The 21,699-nt window shown below is 68.6% G+C and carries 12 protein-coding genes and 1 pseudogene (1 of these 13 running past the window's edge); 4 read left to right on the top strand and 9 right to left on the bottom strand.

Features of this window, described 5'->3' with window-relative positions:
• Positions 1-19: 19 nt before the first annotated feature.
• The 4 genes from D1F64_RS13065 (at position 20) to D1F64_RS13055 (ending at position 3,762) form a co-directional block, all read left to right on the top strand.
• On the top strand, positions 20-448 hold the full coding sequence (locus D1F64_RS13065) for a MarR family winged helix-turn-helix transcriptional regulator (protein ID WP_117412804.1): 429 nt from the start codon (positions 20-22) through the stop codon (positions 446-448).
• Between the two features lie 233 nt (positions 449-681).
• Positions 682-1,188 carry a hypothetical protein gene (locus D1F64_RS25435; RefSeq protein WP_346432235.1) on the top strand — a complete coding sequence of 169 codons (507 nt, stop codon included), beginning with the start codon at positions 682-684 and terminating at the stop codon, positions 1,186-1,188.
• Positions 1,107-2,456, top strand: coding sequence for a type I secretion system permease/ATPase (locus D1F64_RS13060; protein ID WP_346432234.1), 1,350 nt, complete (start codon positions 1,107-1,109; stop codon positions 2,454-2,456). The genes D1F64_RS25435 and D1F64_RS13060 overlap by 82 nt, the downstream gene beginning before the upstream one ends.
• Positions 2,449-3,762, top strand: a complete 1,314-nt coding sequence (locus tag D1F64_RS13055; protein WP_117412803.1) for an HlyD family type I secretion periplasmic adaptor subunit — start codon at positions 2,449-2,451, stop codon at positions 3,760-3,762. The genes D1F64_RS13060 and D1F64_RS13055 overlap by 8 nt, the downstream gene beginning before the upstream one ends.
• Positions 3,763-4,060: 298 nt before the next feature.
• Here the strand turns inward: D1F64_RS13055 and D1F64_RS13050 are convergent, their stop codons facing one another.
• The 9 genes and pseudogenes from D1F64_RS13050 to D1F64_RS13010 form a co-directional block, all read right to left on the bottom strand.
• Entirely contained in the window at positions 4,061-4,627 is a 567-nt protein-coding gene (locus D1F64_RS13050; RefSeq protein ID WP_117412802.1) for a hypothetical protein, read from the bottom strand.
• Between the two features lie 104 nt (positions 4,628-4,731).
• Positions 4,732-5,277, bottom strand: coding sequence for a hypothetical protein (locus tag D1F64_RS13045; RefSeq protein ID WP_117412801.1), 546 nt, complete (start codon positions 5,275-5,277; stop codon positions 4,732-4,734).
• 45 nt (positions 5,278-5,322) lie between these two features.
• A complete protein-coding gene (locus tag D1F64_RS13040) occupies positions 5,323-6,270 on the bottom strand; it encodes an acyltransferase domain-containing protein (RefSeq protein ID WP_117412800.1) in 948 nt (315 codons plus the stop codon).
• Entirely contained in the window at positions 6,267-6,476 is a 210-nt protein-coding gene (locus D1F64_RS13035) for a hypothetical protein (protein WP_117412799.1), read from the bottom strand. The genes D1F64_RS13040 and D1F64_RS13035 overlap by 4 nt, the downstream gene beginning before the upstream one ends.
• 97 nt (positions 6,477-6,573) lie before the next feature.
• The gene (locus tag D1F64_RS25130) at positions 6,574-7,317 is read right to left on the bottom strand and encodes a condensation domain-containing protein (protein WP_256372900.1); all 744 of its coding nucleotides are present in this window, start codon (positions 7,315-7,317) and stop codon (positions 6,574-6,576) included.
• A 146-nt stretch (positions 7,318-7,463) separates the two neighbouring features.
• Positions 7,464-7,781, bottom strand: a pseudogene (locus D1F64_RS25125) (condensation domain-containing protein); the annotation flags it as partial.
• Entirely contained in the window at positions 7,763-11,191 is a 3,429-nt protein-coding gene (locus D1F64_RS13020) for a non-ribosomal peptide synthetase (protein WP_117412796.1), read from the bottom strand. The gene D1F64_RS13020 and the pseudogene D1F64_RS25125, both read right to left, overlap by 19 nt.
• On the bottom strand, positions 11,191-19,716 hold the full coding sequence (locus D1F64_RS13015; RefSeq protein WP_162901534.1) for a non-ribosomal peptide synthetase: 8,526 nt from the start codon (positions 19,714-19,716) through the stop codon (positions 11,191-11,193). Before D1F64_RS13015 ends, D1F64_RS13020 begins: the two co-directional genes overlap by 1 nt.
• Positions 19,665-21,699 carry the 3' portion of a beta-ketoacyl synthase N-terminal-like domain-containing protein gene (locus D1F64_RS13010; RefSeq protein WP_117412794.1) on the bottom strand. It continues 1,826 nt past the right edge of the window, so 2,035 of the gene's 3,861 nt are visible here — the last part of the coding sequence; its start codon lies off the right edge, out of view; its stop codon occupies positions 19,665-19,667. Before D1F64_RS13010 ends, D1F64_RS13015 begins: the two co-directional genes overlap by 52 nt.

Below are 21,699 nucleotides of genomic sequence, written 5' to 3'. Positions count from 1 at the left end.
AGATGAAACGATATCAAGCATGACGGCGTTCGATCTGGCACATTTCCTTCCCTATCGCCTGTCGGTTCTGGCCGCCAGGGTCAGCGCCGATTTCGCGGCCGTCTACGCCAGGCGCTTCGATCTCAGCGTGCCGGAATGGCGGGTTCTGGCGCATCTCGCGCAGGGCGGCGATGTCAGCGTGCGCGAAATCCACGCCCGTGTGGACATGGACAAGTCCAAGGTGTCGCGCGCCGCACAGCGGCTGGAACTGCGCGGTCTGGTCTCCAAGGCCGCGCATCCGCGTGACAAGCGGCTGGTCTCCCTGTCCCTGACCGATGCCGGTCAGGCCCTGATGGCGGAGATCGCGCCGCTGGCGCTGGGCTTCGAGGCGGCGTTGCTGGAGAAACTGCCGCCCGCCGAGCGCGCGGCGCTCGTGCACGCCATCGATATCCTCGTCAAGCCGGCCTAGCGCCGGTACCTTGCGCGACCCGGTTTGCTCCGCGATTGCGTGAAAGCGCCGTCACGGCCATCATGGGTATGCTATTGAAAGCAAACGCGGCGAGACCGCGAGATGATTGAGGCTGGCGCAGGGATTGTTCCGCAGGCCATGACGGTGATTGTTTCCGCAAAGAGTGTTGCGCGTTTGCGCCCGGCTCCGGGCCGGCGCGCGGGTCGGCATGCCGCGCGCGGTTGGAGCGTCCGGTGAGGGCGTCCGCGCGCCGCGCCGGCCGCTCCGCGATCGCGGACGCGCTGGCGTCCTGCAGGGCGGCGTTCTGGGGCGTCGGCGCGATCAGTCTGGTGATCAACCTGCTGATGCTCACCGGACCCTTGTTCATGCTGCAGGTCTACGACCGCGTGCTGACCAGCCGCAGCGTGCCGACGCTCGTCGTCCTCGCGGCGCTCACGGGCATGTTGTTTTTGTTTTTCGGTCTTCTGGAGACGGTGCGCGGCCGCAGCCTGACGCGGATCGGCCAGACGCTCGACGTGCGGCTGTCCGGCAACAGCTATGCGGCGGGCTCGTCGCTTGCGCTGGCGCTCGGGCGCAAGGGCGAGCGGCTGGAGCCGGTGCGCGATCTGGAACTGCTGCGGCAGTTCCTCTCCAGCGCGGGCCCGCGGCGATCTTCGACATGCCGTGGATGCCGGTCTATCTGGCGATCATCTTCATCTTTCATCCGCTGCTCGGCTGGCTGGCGGTCGGCGGCAGCCTGATCATCGCGACGCTGGTCCTCCTCAACGAGCTGTCCGTGCGCGCGCCGATGGGAGAGCTGGCGCAACTCTCCGCCCGGCGAACCGACGCCGTCGCCGCCGCCAAGCGCAACGCCGAGGTCGTCTCCGCCATGGGCATGCTCAAGGCGCTCACCGGCCGCTGGGAGGCGGACAATCTTGTCTACCAGAGCGTGCAGCAGCGCGCCGCCGACCGGGCGTCGACATTCGGCACCGCCATCAAGGCGTTTCGCTTCATGCTGCAGTCCGCCGTTCTCGGTCTCGGCGCCTGGCTGGCGATCCGTCAGGAGGTCTCGCCGGGCATCATGATCGCGGCTTCCATCATCACCGCGCGGGCGCTGGCGCCGGTGGAACAGGCCGTTGCGAATTGGCGCGGCTTCGTCGGCGCGCGGCAGGCGCGCGGACGCCTGACGCGGGTTTTCGAGGCCAGTGCGGCGACCGAACCCGAGACCGTTCTGCCGCCGCCATCGCGCACGCTGGTTGTCGAAAGACTGGCGACGGCCGCGCCCGGCGAACACGCGGCGCTGGTGCAGGGCGTCACTTTCCGGCTTCAGGCGGGGGATGGCCTGGGCATCATCGGCCCGTCAGGCTCCGGCAAGACCTGTCTGCTGCGCGCGCTCGTCGGCGTCTGGCCGCCCGTGCGCGGCTCAATCCGCCTCGACGGCGCGGAATACAGCCAGTGGGAGCGCACGGCGATCGGCCGCAGCATCGGTTATCTGCCGCAGGACGTGGAACTGTTTGACGGCAGCATCGCCGACAACATCGCGCGGTTCGATCCTGACCGGTCGTCCGAGAGCGTGCTCGAGGCCGCGCGTCTCGCGGGCGTGCATGATCTTGTCAAGGCGCTGCCCGAGGGCTTCGACACGATGATCGGAGAGGGCGGCGCGCGCCTGTCCGCCGGCCAGCGTCAGCGCGTCGGGCTCGCCCGCGCGCTCTACCGCGCGCCGTTTTTGCTGGCGCTCGATGAGCCGAATTCCAATCTCGATGGCGAGGGGGAGGCGGCGCTTTCAGCCGCGGTCCAGACCATGCGCGCGAAGGGCAGCATTGTCATCGTCGTCGCGCATCGCGCCAGCGCCATCGCCGCGGTGGACAAGCTGCTCTACATCAAGGAGGGACAGCAGGTGGCGTTCGGTCCCAAGGATGCCGTCCTGGCGAAGATCAATCAGCTCGCGGGCCAGGCCGCTCCGTCCGGCCCGGGTCCGACCCGTCCCGGCGGCGGCGGCCCGTTGAAAGTGGTCAAGACCGATGGATAGAGGCCCCAGCGATCGTGTCGCCGCCTCGTTGCGGCGCAATTTGCTCGTCGGCGGCGTCCTTGTGGTGCTGTTGCTGGGCGGCGTCGGCGGCTGGGCCGCAACCGCCCGGATCGGCGGCGCGGTGATCGCCTCGGGCTCCGTGGTCGTGCAATCCAACGCCAAGCGCGTGCAGCATCAGGAAGGCGGCATTGTCGGCGAGATTCTGGTCGAGGCCGGGGATTCGGTGGAAGCGGGCGATCTTCTGGTGCGGCTTGACGATACCGTGGTGGTCGCCAATCTGGCGGTGGTCACCAAGCAGCTCGACGAATTGCGCGCCCAGGAGGCGCGGCTTGTCGCCGAGCGCGACGGGGCCGATGTCATCACCTTCTCCGACGAACTGCTGCGGCGGCGCGACGCGGAACCGCAGGTGGCCTCGGGCCTCTCGGGCCAGCGGGCGTTGTTCGCGGCGCGCCGCGCAAGCCTCGAGGGGCGCAAGTCGCAGCTGCGCGAGCAGATCTCGCAGACCGAGGAGCAGATCACCGGGCTCGAGGTGCAGCGCGACGCCAAGGCGGAAAGCATTGCGCTGATCGAGGATCAACTGGCTGATTACCGGCAGTTGTTCGAAAAGGGCTTGCTGCCGAAATCGCAGATCACGGCGCTGAAGCGCGCCCGCGCCGATCTGTCGGGCGCCCGCGGCGGTTTCATTTCGCAGATCGCCCAGGCGCGGGAGATGATCAGCGAGCGGCGCATTCAGATCATTCAGTTGGACGAGCAGTTTCGCGAGCAGGTGCTGACGGAGTTGCAGACCGTGCGCTCGAAGATCGCGCAACTGCAGGAGCAGCAGATCGCGGCCCGCGACCGGTTGCGCCGCATCGATATCCGCGCGCCGCAATCCGGCATTGTGCATCAGCTTGCCATCCACACCGTCGGCGGCGTGATCGGCGCGGGCGAGACCCTGATGTTCGTGGTGCCGGGATCGGATGTGCTGATCGCCGAAGCGCAGGTGCGGCCCATCGATGTCGATCAGGTGCACGCCGGCCAAAGCGCCATCATCCGGCTGTCGAGCTTCGATCAGCGCACGACGCCCGAGCTCAAGGCCCGCGTGATGACCCTGTCGCCCGATCTCAGCCGGGACGAGGCGACCGGCGTGAGCTATTACACCGCGCGGCTGGTCATCGAGGACGGGGAACTCGAAAAGCTCGAGGGCAAGCGGCTGGTGCCGGGAATGCCCGTGGAGATGTTCATCGAGACCGGAATGCGCTCCGTGCTGTCGTATCTCATCAAGCCCTTGAGCGACCAGATCGCCCATGTTTTCCGGGAGAGCTAGAGAACGTCGCGACGAAGCTTGTCGCAGCCGTTGGCGCCGCAACATGATGCGCCGACGTGCGGAGTCCGTCTCCCCTTGAGGGCATGCAATGGATTTGGGATCGTACCCTTTCCGGCGCGCATCGCCTTTCGGGCGTGGGTGCTCGGGACAAGCCCGAGCATGACGAAGGGTGTTGTCTTTGAATAAGAAAACCGCCTCCGTCGTCATCCTCGGCCTTGTGCCGAGGATCCATTAGGCTTGGGTGGGATGTCCCCGTCATCTGATCCATCCACTGGATATTAGCGCCTGGCGCGGCGCGCTACTCGATCATGCCAACGGTGCTGAAGTCGCAGATCTCGGCCATTTTTCCATAGGCCTCGATGAAGCCGGTGAGCGACGCGGTGTAGATGCTCTCCTGGCCGCGCATGATCTCAACCTGTCCGCCGCCGCGCATCGCCTGCAGCACGCCGAGATTTTCGGACATGGTCGAGAACCCGGCCTGTGCTTCGGCAAAGTCGTCATCGTAGACCCCGGTGACGGCTTTGGCGGTGGCGCTGTGGCCGTCGTCGAACACGAAACGGATTGTCTCGCCGTTCCGCATCCGGGTCGCTTGATGCTGCGGCGGGTACTCCTCAACGGCGACGCCTGGATAGGCTTCCGGAGGCCCTGCGTCGCCTTTCGTCAGGGTTGCGGAGAGGACCGGGTAACCGTTGCCGCCGGTGTACGCGATACACGTGACGCGGATGTCCGCGCCGGTCCCGAGTGTCTGGGCCCGGACCGTCCAGTCGTGATAGTGCCAATATTGCATGTCGGCCGATGCCGGGACGCTCAGGAGCGCCGCCGCGCCGGTCAGGGCGGCGATGATCGCGATCAGCTCAACACGCATCACTGCTCCTCGCCTATGAAAGGGGGCATTCGCAAAACCGGCGCGATGATGGCGTCACCCGCGCCTGTGGGGTGACGCGATACCATGATTGCGGGCGTGAGCGACTATTCGATCACGCCGATGGTGCTGAAGCCGCAGGCTTCGGCCATTTTTCCGTAGGCTGCGGTGAAGCCGTTGAGCGACGCGGTGTAGACGATATCCCGCCCTCGGATGACTTCAATCTGTCCGGCGCGCCTCATTCCTTGCAACATTTGGAGATTGCCGGGCATGTCGTAGAATCCGGCTTCCGCTTCGGCAAAGCCGTCTTCGTCAAATCCGGCGACGGCGCTGGTGGCGGCGCTGTCGCCGTCGTCGAACAGGAAATTGATGGTGTCGCCGTCCTGCATCAGGGTCGTGTGGTGACGTGGAGCATGTTCCTCGATGGCGACGCTCGGATAGGCGTATGGGGGACCGGCGTCGCCGTTCGACAGGGTTACGGAAACGACCGGGTCGCCGTCACCGCCCGTGTGCGCCTTGCAGGTGACGCGGATATCCTCGCCGGTGTCGACCGTCTCGGCCGTGACCGTCCAGTCGCGATAGTCCCAATATTGGGTTTCGGCCATCGCCGGCATGCACAGAAGGGCAATTGTTCCGCTCAGCGCGGCGCTCATTGCGGTTAACTCAAGACGCATTGTCATTCCTCGGATGTTTTGGAATCAGGCAGTCGCGGCCGTGGTAACGGCGCGGGGGACAGCGGGTCGGCCCGCTGGCTTCATCAGGCTCTCCGTCCGCGCGGCGCGGCCCGGGTCGTCGCCGTAGGAGATCAGGGTGGCGAGGGTGCCGCTGGGACTCGCATCGATGTAGCGGGCGTCATGGAAATCCTGGTCGACGGCTTTGAGAACCGCCGGGAAATCGATCGGATCGCGCACCAGTTGCCACAGATGTGTGGGGTCGAAGGGCGCCAGCCGGGAGCCGGTCGCGGCGCTGTAGACGGGGAGGGTCATTGGCCGCGGCGGCGGCAGCTTGCGCAGGCCCTGCGAGAATGGTTGCTGCAGGGGAAATACCGCCTGTGAATGAAACGCCCGTGGCACGGGAAGACGCGCGACCGGCACGCCGCGCTCCGACAGCCGGCCCGCGCAGCGCTCGATGGCGGTGGCGTCGCCCGCGACCGTGAAATGCCGGGCGTAGCCGGTGCCGGCCAGCGTGCAGCCCGTGAAGGCGTCGGGATGGCGAATGAGCACGCCGCGATCGGCCAGCACCGTCAGCAGGCCGCCCTCGGGCATCAGCTCGGTTGCGAGCCGCGCCTGGGTGACGACCAGTGCCAGGAGATCCTTGAAGTCGTAGACGCCGGCGGCGGCGAGCGCCGTGTATTCGCCCAGGCTGACGCCGAGCACCGCGTCCGCCACGCCGCCTTGCGCGGCGAAGCTGCGGTACAGCGCCCATTCGCAGGCGAAGATCGCCGGGTGGCTGACGGTCAGATCCTCGCACCAGGAGGCGTCGGCGCTGAACATCCGCTCAATCGGTGACGGCTCGCCCAGCCCGCGCACGATCCTGTCGGCGGCGAACATGGTTTCGCGATAGGCGGCGTCCGCTGTGAACAGCGTCTCGCCCATGCGCGGAAACTGGCAGCCCTGACCGGCGAACAACAGGACGGTCGCGGTCATCGCGAGGCGCGTCCGTCGTCCTCATAGACGGTGGGCAGGTTCGGATTGCGCGGCGACAGCCCGTAGAGCAGCAGCGCGAGGATCGGCGGGGTGATCAGCACGCCGAGGATCGCCGAGCCCGCATAGCCCAGGCGGCTGTCGCGGCCCATCCGGGCGACGAGGAGCACGAGGATGACGTAGAAGACGAAAAGCAGATAGGCGGCCATGGCATGATTCCTTCGTTTCGATCCTGCCCGAACGGCATGCGGCGGCGCAATGGCGTTTTCACGCATTCCGGCGCAAGGCTGCGTGAGCGCGAAACCGCTACGCGTCGGGTGTCTTCGCGAGCGCCTCGAGCCGGCGCAGATAGTCGTCGATCAGCGCCTCCAGCCGCGCGGCGTCCCAGCGGGCCTGCGCGTAGGACAGCCGCAGGCTCAACCGGTCGTCGCTCACAGCCAGATGCAATTCCAGTTCTGCGCTGCGGATCTGCTCCGGCGGCGCCAGCCGCTGGTTGTGGTGTTCGCGCGCGAAGCGGAAGACGCCGTGCTCATCCGGCGGCAGCACGCCCAGATAGTTGACGCGCAGCGGCGTCAGGCAATCGTCCGGGTAGGCGCTATCGCCCAGGGTTTTGCCGAACCAGTCGTAGCTCGCCCCGGCGTGCGGCACGCTGGCAAGCTGTGCGGCGACAGCACGGCACAGATCGTCGGCATCCAGATGGTCGGTTGCCAGCGGCAACGGGAAGTGCACAGCGAAGTTGCCGACGCTTTCGGTAACGTCGAGCGCTCCTAGGGTGCACCGTCCGGTCATGCGGTGGCTCAGCACCGCCTTGTTGCCGCCCGCCATTTGCGCCAGAGCCTGGTAAAGCGGCCCGCACAGAACCGGATACAGCGCGAGCCCGAGCCTGCGCCGGGTCTCTGTCCGCAGGGCCCTGGTGAGATCCGCCGGCAGGATCCGCTCGATCGTCCTCGTGTCGTCCTCGCGGTTCGCGGCATCCGGATGGTCGGGGGCGAGCGTGAATCCCGTGCTCTCGGCAACCGCCTTGCCCCAGAACGCGCGATCTGTATCCAGTCCGCCATCAGCCTCCAGTTGCGCCAGGGCGGTGGCGAAGGCCGCCGGGCCGGGCGGGGACTGGTGTCCTCGAATGGCACCATATCCGCCTCCAGGGCGTCATAGGCGGACCAGAAGTCGCGGAACAGGATATCGCCGCTGACGAAGTCCCCGCCGATGTGGTGATTGGCGAGGCAGAATTCGAAATGACCGGCTCCGTGCCGCAAGATCACCGCCGCCTCCAGCGGCAGTCTACTGATTTCGAATTTGTCGCAAATTTCTCGCAACTCTGTCGCTAAATTCGAGAAATTAGTGAGTGCTGGTAGCGTGCCCGCATCGCGGACCAAAACTTCGGGCGCACCGGCAGTCTCCAGCACGACCTGCCGGATTTCCCCAGTCTCGTCAGGACGATAGACGGTGCGCAGCGCCTCATGACGGTCGGTGAGCGTCTCGAATGCCCGGATGATCAGCGCCTCGTCGAGCACGCGGTGGACGTGGAACCGGCTGTACCCCACCACCGGTAGGGTGCCGGGAAATGCTGCACCAGCCAGCGTTGCGCGGGGGCCAGCGGGGCGGACGCGAACTCCGCGACGGGTGCGGATTCTGGCTTTTTCATTAAGGCCTTGCGGTCTAGCTTGCCGTTCGGCGTCACGGGCAATTGCGCGTGCACATGGATCTGGTTCGGGACCATGTAGACCGGCAGCTTGCCGCTGCAATGCGCCAATGCCGCCCCGGGATCCGCGCTTTCAGGCGCGATATGCGCGATCAGCAAGCTGTTGATTCCATTGCGTTGTTCCACCACGACCGCCGCCTGGCGGACGCCCGGGGTCTCGCCGAGAACGGCCTCGATTTCCCCCAGTTCGATGCGGTGGCCGCGGATTTTTACCTGGCTGTCCTTGCGGCCGAGATAGTCGAAACGGCCGTCGGCTCCGCGCCGCACCAGATCGCCCGTGCGATAGACCTTGTCGCCGACGAGCGCGGAATCCGTGAATGGAATGAAGGCCTTGTCCGTGAGGTCAGGCTGATTGAAATAGCCGTGCGCGAGCTGCACGCCGCCGATGCACAGCTCGCCAGTCTCGCCGTCGCCCAGCGGTCTGGCGTCGTCGTCGAGCACATAGAGTTGCACTCCGTCGATCGCCGCGCCGATGGATATCCTCGCCTCCGTCTCAGCCGGCATGCTTGAGATCACCGCGCAGGTGACGTCGATCGAGGCTTCGGTCGGGCCATAGAGATTGGCCAATGGCGGCGCATTCTCGCCAAGCAGCGTGAACCAGCGCCGCACCACCGGCATCGGCAGGGCTTCGCCGGAAAGCACCACCCAGCGCAGGTCGGGGAAGGCGATATCCTCGCCCGCGTCATGCTCCACTTCCAGTGCCGCGATGAACTCTTCGAACATCGAGGGCACGAAATGCATGACGGAAATGGGCCGCTCGCGGATGATCTGCGCCTGCGCCCAGGGATCGCGCACGTGGTCTGTGCCGATGGCGGTGAGAATGCCGCCCTGCATCAGCGGCCAGAAAAGCTCCCAAACGGATATGTCGAAGCACACGGAGGTCTTGTGCGCGACGCTTTCGCCTGGCTGCAGCAAAAACTGTTTCTGGTGCCAGGCCAGGCGGTTGGCGTAACCGGCGTGATCCAGCGCCACGCCCTTGGGCCGGCCGGTGGAGCCGGAGGTGTAGAGGATCACCATCAGGTCCTCGGGCGCCGGCGTGTGCGTCACAAAGTCGTCGGGCAAATCGCCCGATAGTGCCGCGTCATCGATCACCACGACGACGGTGTCCGGCGTGTTGCCGGTCAGCCCTCCGGCCCAGCTCGCCAGATCCGGCGAGGTGGCGAGCGCCGCGAGCCGCGCGTGCTCGGCGATATAGGCCATGCGGTCGGGCGGGTAGGCAGGGTCGATGGGCACGTAGGCCGCACCCGCGCGCAAGGCTCCCAGCATGGTGGCGACGAAGCCGCGGCCGCGCTCGAACAAGAGGCCCACCCGGTCGCCGGGCCGCACGCCCTTGTCGCGCAGCAATGCCGCAATCCGCGCGGAGGTCACGTCGAGTTCGCCATAGGTGAAGGTGCCATCGGGACCTGTGACGGCGGCGGCCTCGGGCCGTGTTTTCATCTGCTCGAGGATCGCGTTGATCGGCAGGGGGTGGCCACCCCATGCGTCTTCGATCCCGAGCGCCTCGGCCATGCCGGACAGGGTGGTCGCGCCGATGAGCGCGCGGCGCTTGTCCGCGTCGCGGCGGATTTCCGGCGGCAGATGGGTCAGCATGCGCACCTTGCGCAGGGAATCGATGCCGATTTCCGACAGATCGCGGGTGCCCGCGCCCTCGGGCAGCGGCTCGCCGAGCACGGCTTGCGCCGCCTGAACAAGGATCGGCGGGATGTCCTGTGCCGCCTTGCGCCGTGAGCCCCCTGGCGTTGGTGTGAGACCGGCCGCGGCCGCGCGGGCGGCGGCGAGTTCCTCCTCAAATGCGGTGCGCAGCGCGGCGATGGCGTCGGGCGGGAAACTGTTGGCGTCGAAATTCCAAGAGCCGTGCAGCCGCCCGTCGAAAATCTCGTGCAGCACGTCGATCGTGGCGGCGCCATTGACGGTGCCGGCGCGATAGGCGGCGACCGTGAGATCGCCATAGGAACCCGCGATGCCGGTGTCGCCGATGAAGGGCGCATAGAGGTTGGAGCGCAGTTTCGAGCGGAACATCGGCCGCATGCGCTCGGGCACGCGGGCGTGCTCCACCGGAACGTCGGAGAGGATCGTCGCAGCGAGGCTGGCGGTCACGCGCCAGTCTTCCTCCGCCGCCAGCAGGCCGTTGATCTGATTGGCGAATGAGGGCAGCGCCTGCGCCCAGGGCGCGTCGATGAGCTCGGAGCCCAGATCCACGGGCAGGTTCTGGGCGTAGCAGCCGATGATGCGTCCGGCATCGATGTCTGCCACCGCGCGGCCGCTGGTCGGCATCTGGATGGCGACGGCGCCGGCGGGCTCGGTGCGGGCAGCGGCGCGGCCCAGCGCCAGGATCAGCAGCGCGTTGAGCGTGCCGCCGAGGCTGAATGCCGCGCGTTCCAGCGCGGCGGTGTCGTCGCGGCTGGTTTCATGCACCGAGACCGAGAAATGCGGGCGATGGCTGCGGATTTCCGCGCCCTCGGGCATCCATCCGTAGGGCGCGCCACCGCTTGCCGGTGCGTCTTGTCGTTCTCCGTGCTCCTTGAGCCTCCGCTGGATGTCGCGGAAGGCGTCATCATTCAAAGCATCCGGCATCGCGCCCGCGCCACCGAGCGCCGCGTAGGTCCGCAGCAGCGTGGCGAGGATCAACTGGTTGCCGATGCCGTCTGAAATGAAATGCTCATTGGTGAGGAACAGCGCGTGGCGGTCGTGGCCCAGGTCAAAGAGCGCGATCTGGTGCAGCGGCCATTGGCCGAGGTCCCATTCGCGGTTGAGACCCTCCTCGAAGGCGTCGTGAAGCGCCGCGTCCTGCGCATCGAGCGTGCGGGCCGAGAGATCGGTCACGGGGATCGGCGGAACGCTGACGCCGGTGAGCAGGCGGCTTTGCGTTTCCCCGAGCCTTGCCGCGCCGGGGGGCAGCGTGGCGATGATGCGCAGGCCGGGATTGTCGTTGACCATGCGCTGCCAGGCGCGGGCGAGCCGGTCGCGGTCCAGCGGGCCTTCGAGCCGCAGCCAGCTGCACAACGAGCTTGAATCGATCAGGTGGTGGCCGAGCAGGAACAGCGCCTGGGCATCGGCGAGCGGCATCGGCGTGCCGGTTTCCTGCGGTTCTGTCGATGGGGCGGCGGGATCGTTGGATACGCTTCTTGCTGTTCCAGCAGCGCCGGCGGCCGCAAGCAGGTCGTCCAGCGTGTGCAATTGGCCGAGATCGGTGGAAATGCCGAAGCGGCTCGCCAGCCCCATCAGCTTGATGGAATCAAGCCCGAGATCGACGTCCAGCGCCGCGTCGCCGGCAATGGCCTCGGCCTCAAGGCCGCTGAGTGCGGCCAGTTCCGCGCGGATTTTCTCCGCCGCATCGGGGCCGTCACGCTAACGGTGTCGTCGCTACGGGTGACGATGGCGACCGGGCTTGCCGGTGCTTGGGGTGTCGGATCGACCCAGCAGCGCTGGCCGGTCGCGACGTGATCCTGCTGCGGGCGTGGCGCGCATTCGGGCCAGGCTTCCAGCACCACATGGGCGTTGGTGCCCGAAAAGCCGAAGGACGAGACGCCGGCACGCAGGGGAACGCCCGCGGCGCCTTTCAGGTCTGTCGCCTCCAGGGGCACGCGGAAGGCGGTGCGTTCCAGTTTCAGCAGCGGATTGATGGTCTCCAGCCCTGGCTGCGGCGGCACGAGGCCGTTTTCCAGGCAGAGAATGGCCTTGACGAGCCCCGCGATGCCGGCGGCCTGATAGGCATGGCCGATGTTGGCCTTGATCGAGCCCAGCAGTTTCGGCGTCGTCGTCTCGTCGCCATAGGCGCGGCGCAGCCCGTCGATCTCGATGGGATCGCCCAGCCGCGTGCCGGTGCCATGCGCTTCCACATAGCCGATGGTGTCTGGATCGACGCCCGCGTTCGCCAATGCCTGCGCGATGACCGCGGCCTGCGAAGGTGCGGAGGGCGCGGTGATGCCCGCCGTGCGACCGTCCTGGTTGATCGCGGTGCCCTTGATGACGGCGCGGATCGGATCGCCGTCGGCGATGGCCGTGCCAAGCGGTTTCAGCACCAGCGCCGCCACGGCCTCGCCCAGCACGATGCCGTCGCCGCGCGCGTCGAACGGGCGGCACACCTCCTCGGCGGAGAGCACGTTGGCCCCGGCGGAAAGCACCTGCGCCAGCGATGTGGTCATCAGGTAGACGCCGCCGGCAACTGCCATGGAGGCCTCGCCCTGAATCAGCGCGCGGCAGGCGTCGTGCACGGCCACCAGCGAGGCGGAACAGGCGGTGTCCACCGCCGTGGCCGGACCCTTGAGATCGAGATGATAGGCAAGCCGCGCCGGGATCAGCGAGGGGCTGTTGCCCGCCATGGCGAAGGCGTCCATGCGGCCGGAGGCTTCCAGCAGTCGGTGGTAGTCGCCGAAGGTGGCGCCGGCAAACACGCCGCAGGCACTGCCCGCGAGCACCGCCGGATCCAGGCCCGCGTCGCGCAGGGCGCGCAGGCTTTCAAGGAGAAACAGCCGCTGCTGCGGATCGGTGGATTGTGCCTCCTGCTCCGTCATGGCGAAGGCCGCCGGATCGAAGCCGGCGATGTCGTCGAGCAATGCCGCAACGCGGCTGTAGGTGCGGCCGGGCTGGTTGCGCCGCGCATCAAAGACGCTGTCGACGTCCCAGCGGTCCCGCGACACCGGCTTGAAGGACGTGCGACCCGCCATCAAATTTCGCCACAGGGCGTCCGGGTCCTGCGCGTCGGGGAAGCGGCCCGACAGTCCGATGACGGCGATGTCGGTCTCGCGCGTCTGGGTCTGGTCGCGGATCGCCGGGGCGGCCAGCCTGGGCGTCGTCGCTGGCATCCGCCCGGTCAGCTCATTGGTGAGCCCCTTGATGGTCCCGGCGTTGAAGACGTCGGTCGGCGTTACGTCGAGGCCGAGGGCCTCGCCCAGATCCTCGGCGAGGCGCACCACGCGCAGGCTGTCGAGACCGAAGAGCGTCAGCGGCAGGGTCTCGTCGAGTGTGGCCGCGGTCTGGCCGGTGATCGCGGCGATCGCCAGGCGGATGGTGGCGTCGACGGGGGGCGAGCGGCGGATCGCGTCCGTCTGGCTGATGCTGGCGGGCTGGGCCATCTGCGGTTCAAGCGGCAGGGCTGAGAGGGCCTTGCGGTCGGTCTTGTCGTTCAGGGTGCGCGGCAGGGTCTCCAGATCGACCCAGCGCGTGGGCACCATGTGATCGGGCAGCCAGCCGGCAAGCGCTGTCATGCGCTCGGGGATTGGCGGCATCGGGCTTGCGCCGGCGACACAGAAGGCCACCAGTTCATCGAGGCCGCCGTCTGAGGCGCGCACAAGCACCGCGCAATCGTGGCAGTTGAAGCCGCGCATGATCGTCGCCTCGATCTCGCCGGGTTCGATGCGGAAGCCGCGCAGCTTGGCCTGCGCGTCGATGCGGCCGAGAATCTCCAACGAGCCATCTGCCAGGAGCCGCGCCAGATCGCCCGTGCGATAGACGCGGGTTCGCGCGCCGGTCTCGTCCGCAATGTCGACGAAGCGCTCCGCCGTCAGCTCGGCCAGCCCCTGATAGCCTTCGGCCAGACCGTCGCCGCCGATGGCCAGTTCGCCCGTCGCGCCGATGGCGCGCGAATTTAGCGCCTCGTCCAGCACATGCAGGCTTGTGTTGGCGATCGGCAGGCCTGCGGTGATGCGCCTGCCGGGCTCGACGCGGCCGCAGGCGGACCAGATCGTGGTCTCGGTCGGGCCGTACATGTTCCAGACCTCGGGAACGAGGCCTGCGAGCGTCTCCGCCAGATCGGCCGGCAGCGCCTCGCCGCCTATGAGCAGGCGCTTGAGCGCGCCGCCGCCGGTCCAGCCCGCCGCCAGCACCATGCGCCAGGTGGCCGGTGTCGCCTGGGCGATCGTGATGGCGCCGCTTTCAAGGCACTCGCGCAGGGCGCGGGCGTCGCGCGCCTGGGCGGCGGATACGATCTCCACCGAGGCGCCCACCGTGAGCGGCAGCAGCAGTTCCAGCCCGGAAATGTCAAACGACACCGTGGTCAGCGCCAGCATCCGGTCGTCCGCGTCGAGGCCAGGCCGGATCGCCATGCTTGTGAGAAAATTGTCGAGTGCCGTGCGCGGGATGCGCACGCCCTTGGGCTTGCCGGTGGAGCCTGACGTGTAGAGCACATAGGCGAGCGCGCCGGCTTGTCGTGTGTCCACAGGCATTTCGGGCGAGTCCGCAATGGTCTGGGGCCGGATCACGGTCAGGCCGGGGGCGGAAAGCGGATCGTCCGTCAGATCGATCAGGAAGCGCGCGCCGGAATCCTCCAGCATGTAGGCGACGCGGGCCTGCGGAAAGGCCGGGTCCAGCGGCAGATATGCCGCGCCGGCGCGCAAGATGCCGATGAGCACCGACGGCAAGGCGATGCCGCGGTCCATCCGGATGCCGACGATATCATTGGTGGTGACACCGGCGGCATGCAGCGCATTTGCTACGCGGTCCGCGTGCCGGTCGGCTCGCACATAGTCCCAGGTGTCTGTGCCGCTGATGACCGCCGGGCGATTCGGGGTCGCGGCGGCGTGCTGGCGCAGCCGCTCGGAGACGGACATGTGCCGTATCGTGTCGCGCGTCGCGGCGTTCCAGGCGGCAATCCGTGTCTGGTCCGCGGCCTCGGCGGCATCGAGCGCGGCAAGCTCGGGATCTTCCTTGATGAGCGTTTCAAGGAGTTTCGCCGTTTTCTGCAACAGCCATTCCGCCGTCTCGGCATCGACAAAAGCCTCGTCGTGCTTGAGCAGCAGCCGCAGTCCCTCGGCGGTGTCGATGACCTCCAGCGCCAGGATGAAATCGCCCTCATGGTGCAGCGTGTCGAGCCGCGTTAGCGGGCCTTCGGAGACGCCGTGCCAGTCCTGATAGAGGAACCCCGCGTGCGCGGCCTCATGCAGCGCCGGCGGCTTTCCGTCGCGCGCCAGGAGCGCCATCACATCGGCCAGCGGCGTGCGGGCGTGTTCGATCGCGTCCTGCAGGGAACCGGCGGCATTGGCCAGCAGGTCTGAGAAGCACCCGCTTTCCGGCACGACGACATTCACCAGCACCGGGTTCATGAACAGCCCGACGGTGTCACTGAAGCGACGGTCGGGGCGGTTGGCGACGGGCGTCATCAGCCGCACTGGACCCGTTGGTGCAAAACGGCCGAGCACCGCGGCCCAGGCGGCCAGCGTCACGGCGGCCATGGTCGTGCCGCCCGAAACCCAGCGGGATTTCAAGGCCGTGGCCGTATCGGCAGTGATTGTCGCCGTGCGGTGGCTTCCCTGCGGATTGGCGCGGTCGCGTGGCGGGCGAACAAGGGTGGGCAGGTCGAGCGGCGTCAGCGGATCCTTGAGCGTCTCGCCCCACCACGCCAGCATGTTCTGGCCTTCATCGGAGCCGCGGAAGCCGGCCTGCTCTTCGACGAAGGCCGCGTAGGCGTCATCCAGCGCTGCGAGGCGTTTTCTGGCAATCAGCGCGTCGAGGTCGCGCTGCAGGATGGCGAGCGACAACCCGTCCACGGCGATGTGGTGCAGGGTCAGCAGCAGGGCGCGCGGGGCGTCGTTCAGTCCGGTGATCAGCATGGCGCGCAGGGGCGCGTCGCGGTCGAGGCGGAAGGACCGGCGCGCCAGATCGCGCAGCCAGGCGGTCTGTGCCGCATCGTCGCCGTCTGGCGCTGTGAGCTCTTCAAGGGCAAGCGTTGTATCGTCGCCCGGAACGCGCAGGAGAGTGTCGCCGTCGCGGCGGTAGGTGTCGCGCAGCAGCGGGTGGCGGCGGACGAACTGGTCCAGCGCGTCGCGTAAAGCGCCGGTTTCGAGCGCGGGATCGAGGCGGAACAGCACCGGCAGGTTGTAGGCGTAGCTGCGCGGAGTGACGAGCTGATGCAGCAGCAGGTCGCGCTGGCCGGACGACAGGGCGCACTCGGTGCGCGCGGGCGCAGGGGCGATGTGCAGGATGGGGGCCGGGGGCCGCGCGTCATCGCGCATCGAGGCGCCGTCGCGCACCTCGTCCAGCGCCACATCGAGCGCCCCGGCGAGACCCTCCACGCTGTCGTGCTCGAAGAAGCGCTTCAGCGGCCAGTCGAGGCCGCATCGGGTGCGCAGGTCGGAGGCGAGGCGCACGGCGGTGAGCGAGGTGAAGCCGATCTCGCCCAGCCGTGCATCGCCCGGCGGCGGCGCCTGCAGGCCGAGCGCCTCGGCGATCAGCTCGCGTGCCGATCCGCTGGCGGAGGACACGGGAACGGCGGCCCCGGCCGCGGTCAGAAGGGCCATGACGGGCGCATCGTCTCCCGCCGGAACGACAACGGACACCGGCCCTGTGGTGCTCGCCAGAATGTCCCAGGCCTGGCGGGTTGCGAGCGGTTCAAGACCGAGTTCGCGTTTCATCGCGAGGCGCGCCTGCGGCGTCGCCGCGTCGGCCTCGTCCCACAGCGGCCAGGCCAGGGTGCGCAGCCGCTCAGGCCCCAGCGCCGCCGCGTAGCCGTCGAGATAGCGGTTGGCAGCGGCATAGGCAGCCTGCGAGGGACTGCCCAGCCAGCCGGCGAGCGAGGAGAAGGCCACGACGGGCACGCCTTCCGCGAGCAGGGCGTCGAGGCCGCCGATCTTCGGCGCGAGCACGGCGGGCATTCTCGCCAGCCCGTCGCCCTGCATCAGCCCGTCGGACAAAACACCGGCCGCGTGAATGATCGTATCGATCCGCCCGAAGGCGTCGCGGGCAAGCCGCACTGCCGCGGCCACGTCGTCCGGCCGGGTGCAGTCGCCGGCGAAGGCCATCACGCGCGCGTCGTCGCTGGGGGCGGCTGTGCGGCTCATGGTGATGATGCCCAGTGCGCCCTGATCGAGAAGGTGGGCCACGAGCAACCGGCCGATCTGGCCGTTGCCGCCGGTGATCAGAAACACGCGTCCCTTGATGTCGAGCGCGTTTGCTGGCGGTTGCGTTTCGCGCAGGACCTGGATTTCGGCGTCTCCGCCGCGCAGCCGGATCAGACTGCCGGCGGGCAGCGTCTCAATTGCGGCGGCGAGAGATCCCATACGACCGTCATCGCCAAAGGCGGCGATGGCGCGCAATGACGGTGTTTCCCGCGCCCAGGCCTTGATGAGGCCCGCGATGGCCTCGGCCAGCGCCGCGCGGTCCGGCGCATGACCCGGGATGATGATGGCAAGCCGCAGCGGACCGGATTCAAGCGCTGCGCGCATGTTTGACGCGAGCCGGGCGATGCCGGCTTGCGGATCCGAGGTCTCGTCCAGACGGATCACCAACGGCTGGTCGTTCGGCCAGGGTCCGGTGCTATCCGCGAGTACGAAATCCACGACGCCGGGCAGGCTGGTTTTCTGCCAGCCGGGGCACAGGATCGTGAGTGGCGCGGCGCTCTCCGGCGCCGCCCCCGCGAGCCAGTGGCGCTCGCCGGCGAAGCGGTAGGCGGGAAGGGCGAGGCGTCGAGGTAAGGCGTTCTTGTCCCAAAGCACCGCCCAGGGGATCGTCGCGCCCTCGCACCACAGCGCCGCGAGGTCTTCCAGCGCGCCGTCGGCTGCGGCCTGGGCGATCAGCGCCTGTCCGGCCTCGCGCGCGAAGAGCTTTGCCGCGCCTTGCTTCTGCTTATCTGTAATCCCTTGGCAGATGTCCGAAACGTTGCCGCTGACTGTGAAGGCGTCCAGCGTCGCCCGAACCTCGTCCAGCGAGGTGGCGACGAAGGCCAGGCGATGCGCCATTGCGTCCCGGCCCGCTTGCAGTGTGTAGGCGAGATCCGCGAGCGTGGCGGCCGTGCCTGGCTCGGCCGTCTCCATGCCGGGCGCGAGGCTGCGCGCGATCTGCGCAGGTGTGGTGTCGACCGACAAGGGCGTCCGCGAGGCGGCATGGCCAAACCGATCCGATAGCGCCTGGCCCAGCGTCCGCAGAAGGGGTGCGTCGAAACCGAGTTCGGCCAGGGTTTCGTCCATGGAGACGGCATCCGGCGCAAGACCCAGACGCGCGGCGATCAGCGCGGCGAGCTCGGTACTCGTGTCATCAGTCACTTGAGCCGCCGGCAGGGCCTGTTTCGCGATCCATGCGGCGAGATCGGCCGCGCGGGCCTTGAGATCGGCGTCGGTGCGGGCGGAGAGCACGATGAGCGCCGGACGATCCCCGCCGGAATTGGTCCTCTCGCCATCCTCGTCGGCTGCGGCGATCACGACGTGGGCGTTGGTGCCGCCGAAGCCGAAGGAACTGATGCCTGCGATGCGGCGTTCCCGCTGAGGCCAGGTACTCGCTTCGCGCGGCAGGGCGAGGGCCGTGTCCTTGAGCACGATCAGTGGATTGCGTTCAAGGATCTGCGGATTGCCCGGACGGATGCCGTGCCGGACGGCAAGGAGCGCCGCGATGACGCCGGCGAGCCCGGCGGCAGCTTCCAGATGCCCCAGCCGGCTTTTCACCGTGGAGACGGCAATGGAGCCCGGTTCCGAGGCGCAGTCGGCCAGCGCCGCCGTCAGCCCGCGAATCTCGACCGGATCGCCCAGTGCGGTGCCGGTGCCATGCGCCTCGATGTAGCCGATCTCCGCCGGCGCGATGCCTGCGTCCGCCCAGGCCGCGCGCAGCACGTCCGCCTGGGCTTGCGCGTTCGGGGCCGTCAACGAGGTGCCGTGGCCGCCATGGTTGACGGCGCTGCCGAGCACCAGCCCGAGCACGGGATCGCCGTCGCGGCGGGCCTGCGACAGGGGCTTGAGATAGAGCGCCGCGACACCTTCGCCGCGCGTGTAGCCGTCGGCGGATGCATCGAACGCATGGCAGCGGCCGCTGGGGCTGAGCAACCCCGCGCGCGCGAAGGCCGTGTGCAGGTCGGGTGCCAGCATGGCGCTGGAGGCGCCGACGATGGCCGCCTCGCAGGCGCCTGCGCGCAGGGCCTTCATGGCGCGATCGAGCGCCACCAGCGAGGAGGAACACGCCGTGTCGACGCTTTCGCTGGGGCCGCGCAGATCGAGCGCATAGGACAGGCGGTTGGCCATCAGCGAGGGCGCGACGCCGGTGGCGTTCCAGCCCTGCGGCGCGGCCTGAGAGCGGTTCAGCAGCGTCATGTAGTCGTAGCCGGCGCAGCCGATGAACACGCCGGTCCGCGATCCGGCCAGCGTGCGCGGCCCGTGCCCGGCGGATTCGATCGCCCGCCAGGCGGAGTGCAGCAACAGCCGCTGCTGCGGATCCATGGCGTCGGCCTCCAGCGGCGCGATGCCGAAGAAGCCGGCGTCGAAGCGGTCGATACCCTTGATAAAGCCGCCCCAGCGCAGCGCCTGTTGCGGCCCGTCCGGCTGCGCCCGCCAGTCCCAGCGCTCGCGCGGCACCTCGCCAACCTGGGAGGCCCCATCGAGAAGCACGCGCCACAGGGTGTCCGCGTCGTCGGCGCCGGGGAAGCGCAGGTCGAGCCCGACAATGGCGATCGGGTCCGCAGTGTCGCGCGCGATCTGCGGCCGCGGCGTTTCGGTGATCAATGCGGCGGGCGGCATTTGGAGCGCTTGAGCGGGTTCCGCAGGTTTTGTGAGGGACGGAGCGGCGAGGGTCCAGTCGAGCGCCTTCGCGATCTCGCCCGGCCAGGCGTCGAGCGCATGGGTGACGATGGTGTGCAGCGAGCGGGCCTCGAAGAACAGCGTGGGATTGAGTTTCGCGCCTGTCTGGCGGTTGAGATCGTCCACAAGCGCGGTCACGGCGATGGAATCGAGCCCGTAGTCGGCGAGCGGGGTTTCCAGATCCACCGCAGCCCCATCGACTTTCAGCGATTGTCCGACGATGTCGAGCACCTTGGCCGAGAAGACTTCGCGCAAGCCGGAGAGGTCCGTGTTTCCGGAGCCTGACGAGGCTTTCGCGGCGGGGGCGGGCAGAGCGCGTCGAGCAGACGCGCGCGGTCCCCATGCGCCACGACAAGCGTCGTCTCGCCGCCGCCCAAAGCGCCCGCCAGCGCGTCGATCCCCGCCGCATCCGGCATGGGCATGAGGCCGGTGGCGCGCTCCAGCGCCTCGCGCATGCGGTCCGGGATTGCCATGCCGCCCTCGGCCCAGAGCGGCCAGGCGATCACCCGGGTCTTGCCCTCGCGGTGGTCTGCCCAGCGCTCCAGCAGGGCGTTGGCCGTCGCATAGGCCGCCTGACCGGCGTTTCCGGTGTGCGCCACCAGGCCGCCGAAGGCGACGAAGGCCTTCAGCGGATCGGCGCGCGTCAGCCGGTCGACAAGCGCGCAACCGGCGAGTTTCGGCGCCAGCACCTTGTCGAGTAGCGCCATACCGTCGGGACCGGTCAGATCGGCCAGCGGCGCGTCGCCCGCGATGCCCGCCGTGTGGATCACCAGCCGGATCGGGCCGTTCCCGCGCAGCCGGTCCAGCGCAGACGCCAGGGCCGCCTCGTTGGTGACGTCGGCCGCAAGCCGCAGAACCGTGCCGGAGCCATGCGGCGTGTGTTGCCCGTCGGGCTGCGACCGGCCGATGACGCCGACGGTCATGCCGGTTCGCTCGGCGAGATACCCAGCGAGCATGCCGCCGATCGCGCCGCCGCCGGTGATCGCGATGGCGCCGGGGACGAGTGTCCTGAAATCGAAAGGCGTTGCGGGCGCCTGTTCACGCAGAACGCGGCGGCGAGCGCCCTGCGGCGTGAGCGTTGCGACAGCGACGCCCGCATCGGGCACCAGCGCCTCCGCCTGCGCCATGTCCATCCTGTCCAACGAGACGCAGGCCACGGCCAGCGACGGATATTCCCTGGTGACCGAGCGCCAGAAGGCGGCGATCGGTGCAAGATCGTCGGGCGCGCAATGGCAGATGAGCCGCAGCGGCCTGCCCATTTTCAGCTCAGCGTCGCGGCAAAAGGCGAGCGCCGGCGCGAGCATACCTTTGGCCGCCTGCACGGGATCGCCGCCGGACGCGGGAATGGTGAGGTGCCGCGCGGCGGCGCCGGAGGAGGGCTGCAGTGGCTCCGGATCGATCCAGCGCGGCGTGAGTAGCAGCGTGACGCCCTTTGCTGCGTCCTTTGCCGAGTCCCGGGGCGGACGCAGGGTCAGGCCGCGCAGGAGGGCGGCCGGCGCACCACCTGAATCCAGAAGCGTGATGTCGACGGTCATCGGTCCGCCGTCTGGCGAGCCGCCGGTGTGGGTTAGCCGCACCTCGGCCGCGTTCTTCAGGGGCCGCAGCAGTGCGAAACCGTTCAGGCTCGCGGGCACCATCAGCGGCAGCGGGGCGTCATCGGGCAGCAGGGCTGCGACGCATTGGCAGGCGATGTCAAGCAGCTCGGCGCTGACGCCCGCGACGCCGAAGCGCTCGCGGCCCTCCGCGCATGCGATTTCCGCGCGAACGCGATCGCCCGACGCCATGATCTGCTTGATGCCGCGCAGGCGGGGTCCGTAGTCGAGGCCCGCGGCCTTGAAGCGGCCGGGCAGGGCGTCCGCCCGGTCGGACGCCGCGGCATCGAACGGCGGGAAATCCGGCTCGGGGCGATCCGGTGTGACGGCATCCGCACGGTTCGCGGTCAGCAGCGTCGTGCCGTCATCGCCGGTGAGGGTGACGGCGCCGTCCTTTGTCGTCGCTTTCAGGCGCAAGGGTCCGGGCGCGCCGCGTTCCGCCATGGCGCTGAAGCGGATGTCCGTGAGGGCGGATGCCCCACCCAGGGCGGCAAGCAGCAGCGCCGTGCCGGGCACGACGGCGCGCGGCCCCACCCGGTGCGCCTCGGGAAGCGGATCGTCGGCGGCGATCTCGAGAACGGTGGAAGCGACATTCGCCGAGGGTGTCTCCGGCGCGTCGATCCAGCAGCGCCGCAGCCGGAATTGC

It is taken from the genome of Breoghania sp. L-A4 (assembly GCF_003432385.1).
Classification (GTDB): domain Bacteria; phylum Pseudomonadota; class Alphaproteobacteria; order Rhizobiales; family Stappiaceae; genus Breoghania.
The sequence above is the reverse complement of the archived record's forward strand: the minus strand, read 5'-3'. Positions and strand labels throughout refer to the sequence as shown.

What these genes read in the sequence shown, in the direction of transcription:
- D1F64_RS13065 (WP_117412804.1), top strand. Translation starts at nt 20, where the DNA reads ATGACGGCGTTCGATCTGGCACATTTCCTTCCCTATCGCCTGTCGGTT.
- D1F64_RS13060 (WP_346432234.1), top strand. Translation starts at nt 1,107, where the DNA reads ATGCCGTGGATGCCGGTCTATCTGGCGATCATCTTCATCTTTCATCCG.
- D1F64_RS13055 (WP_117412803.1), top strand. Translation starts at nt 2,449, where the DNA reads ATGGATAGAGGCCCCAGCGATCGTGTCGCCGCCTCGTTGCGGCGCAAT.
- D1F64_RS13050 (WP_117412802.1), bottom strand. Translation starts at nt 4,627, where the DNA reads ATGCGTGTTGAGCTGATCGCGATCATCGCCGCCCTGACCGGCGCGGCG.
- D1F64_RS13045 (WP_117412801.1), bottom strand. Translation starts at nt 5,277, where the DNA reads ATGAGCGCCGCGCTGAGCGGAACAATTGCCCTTCTGTGCATGCCGGCG.
- D1F64_RS13040 (WP_117412800.1), bottom strand. Translation starts at nt 6,270, where the DNA reads ATGACCGCGACCGTCCTGTTGTTCGCCGGTCAGGGCTGCCAGTTTCCG.
- D1F64_RS13035 (WP_117412799.1), bottom strand. Translation starts at nt 6,476, where the DNA reads ATGGCCGCCTATCTGCTTTTCGTCTTCTACGTCATCCTCGTGCTCCTC.
- D1F64_RS13020 (WP_117412796.1), bottom strand. Translation starts at nt 11,191, where the DNA reads ATGGGGCTGGCGAGCCGCTTCGGCATTTCCACCGATCTCGGCCAATTG.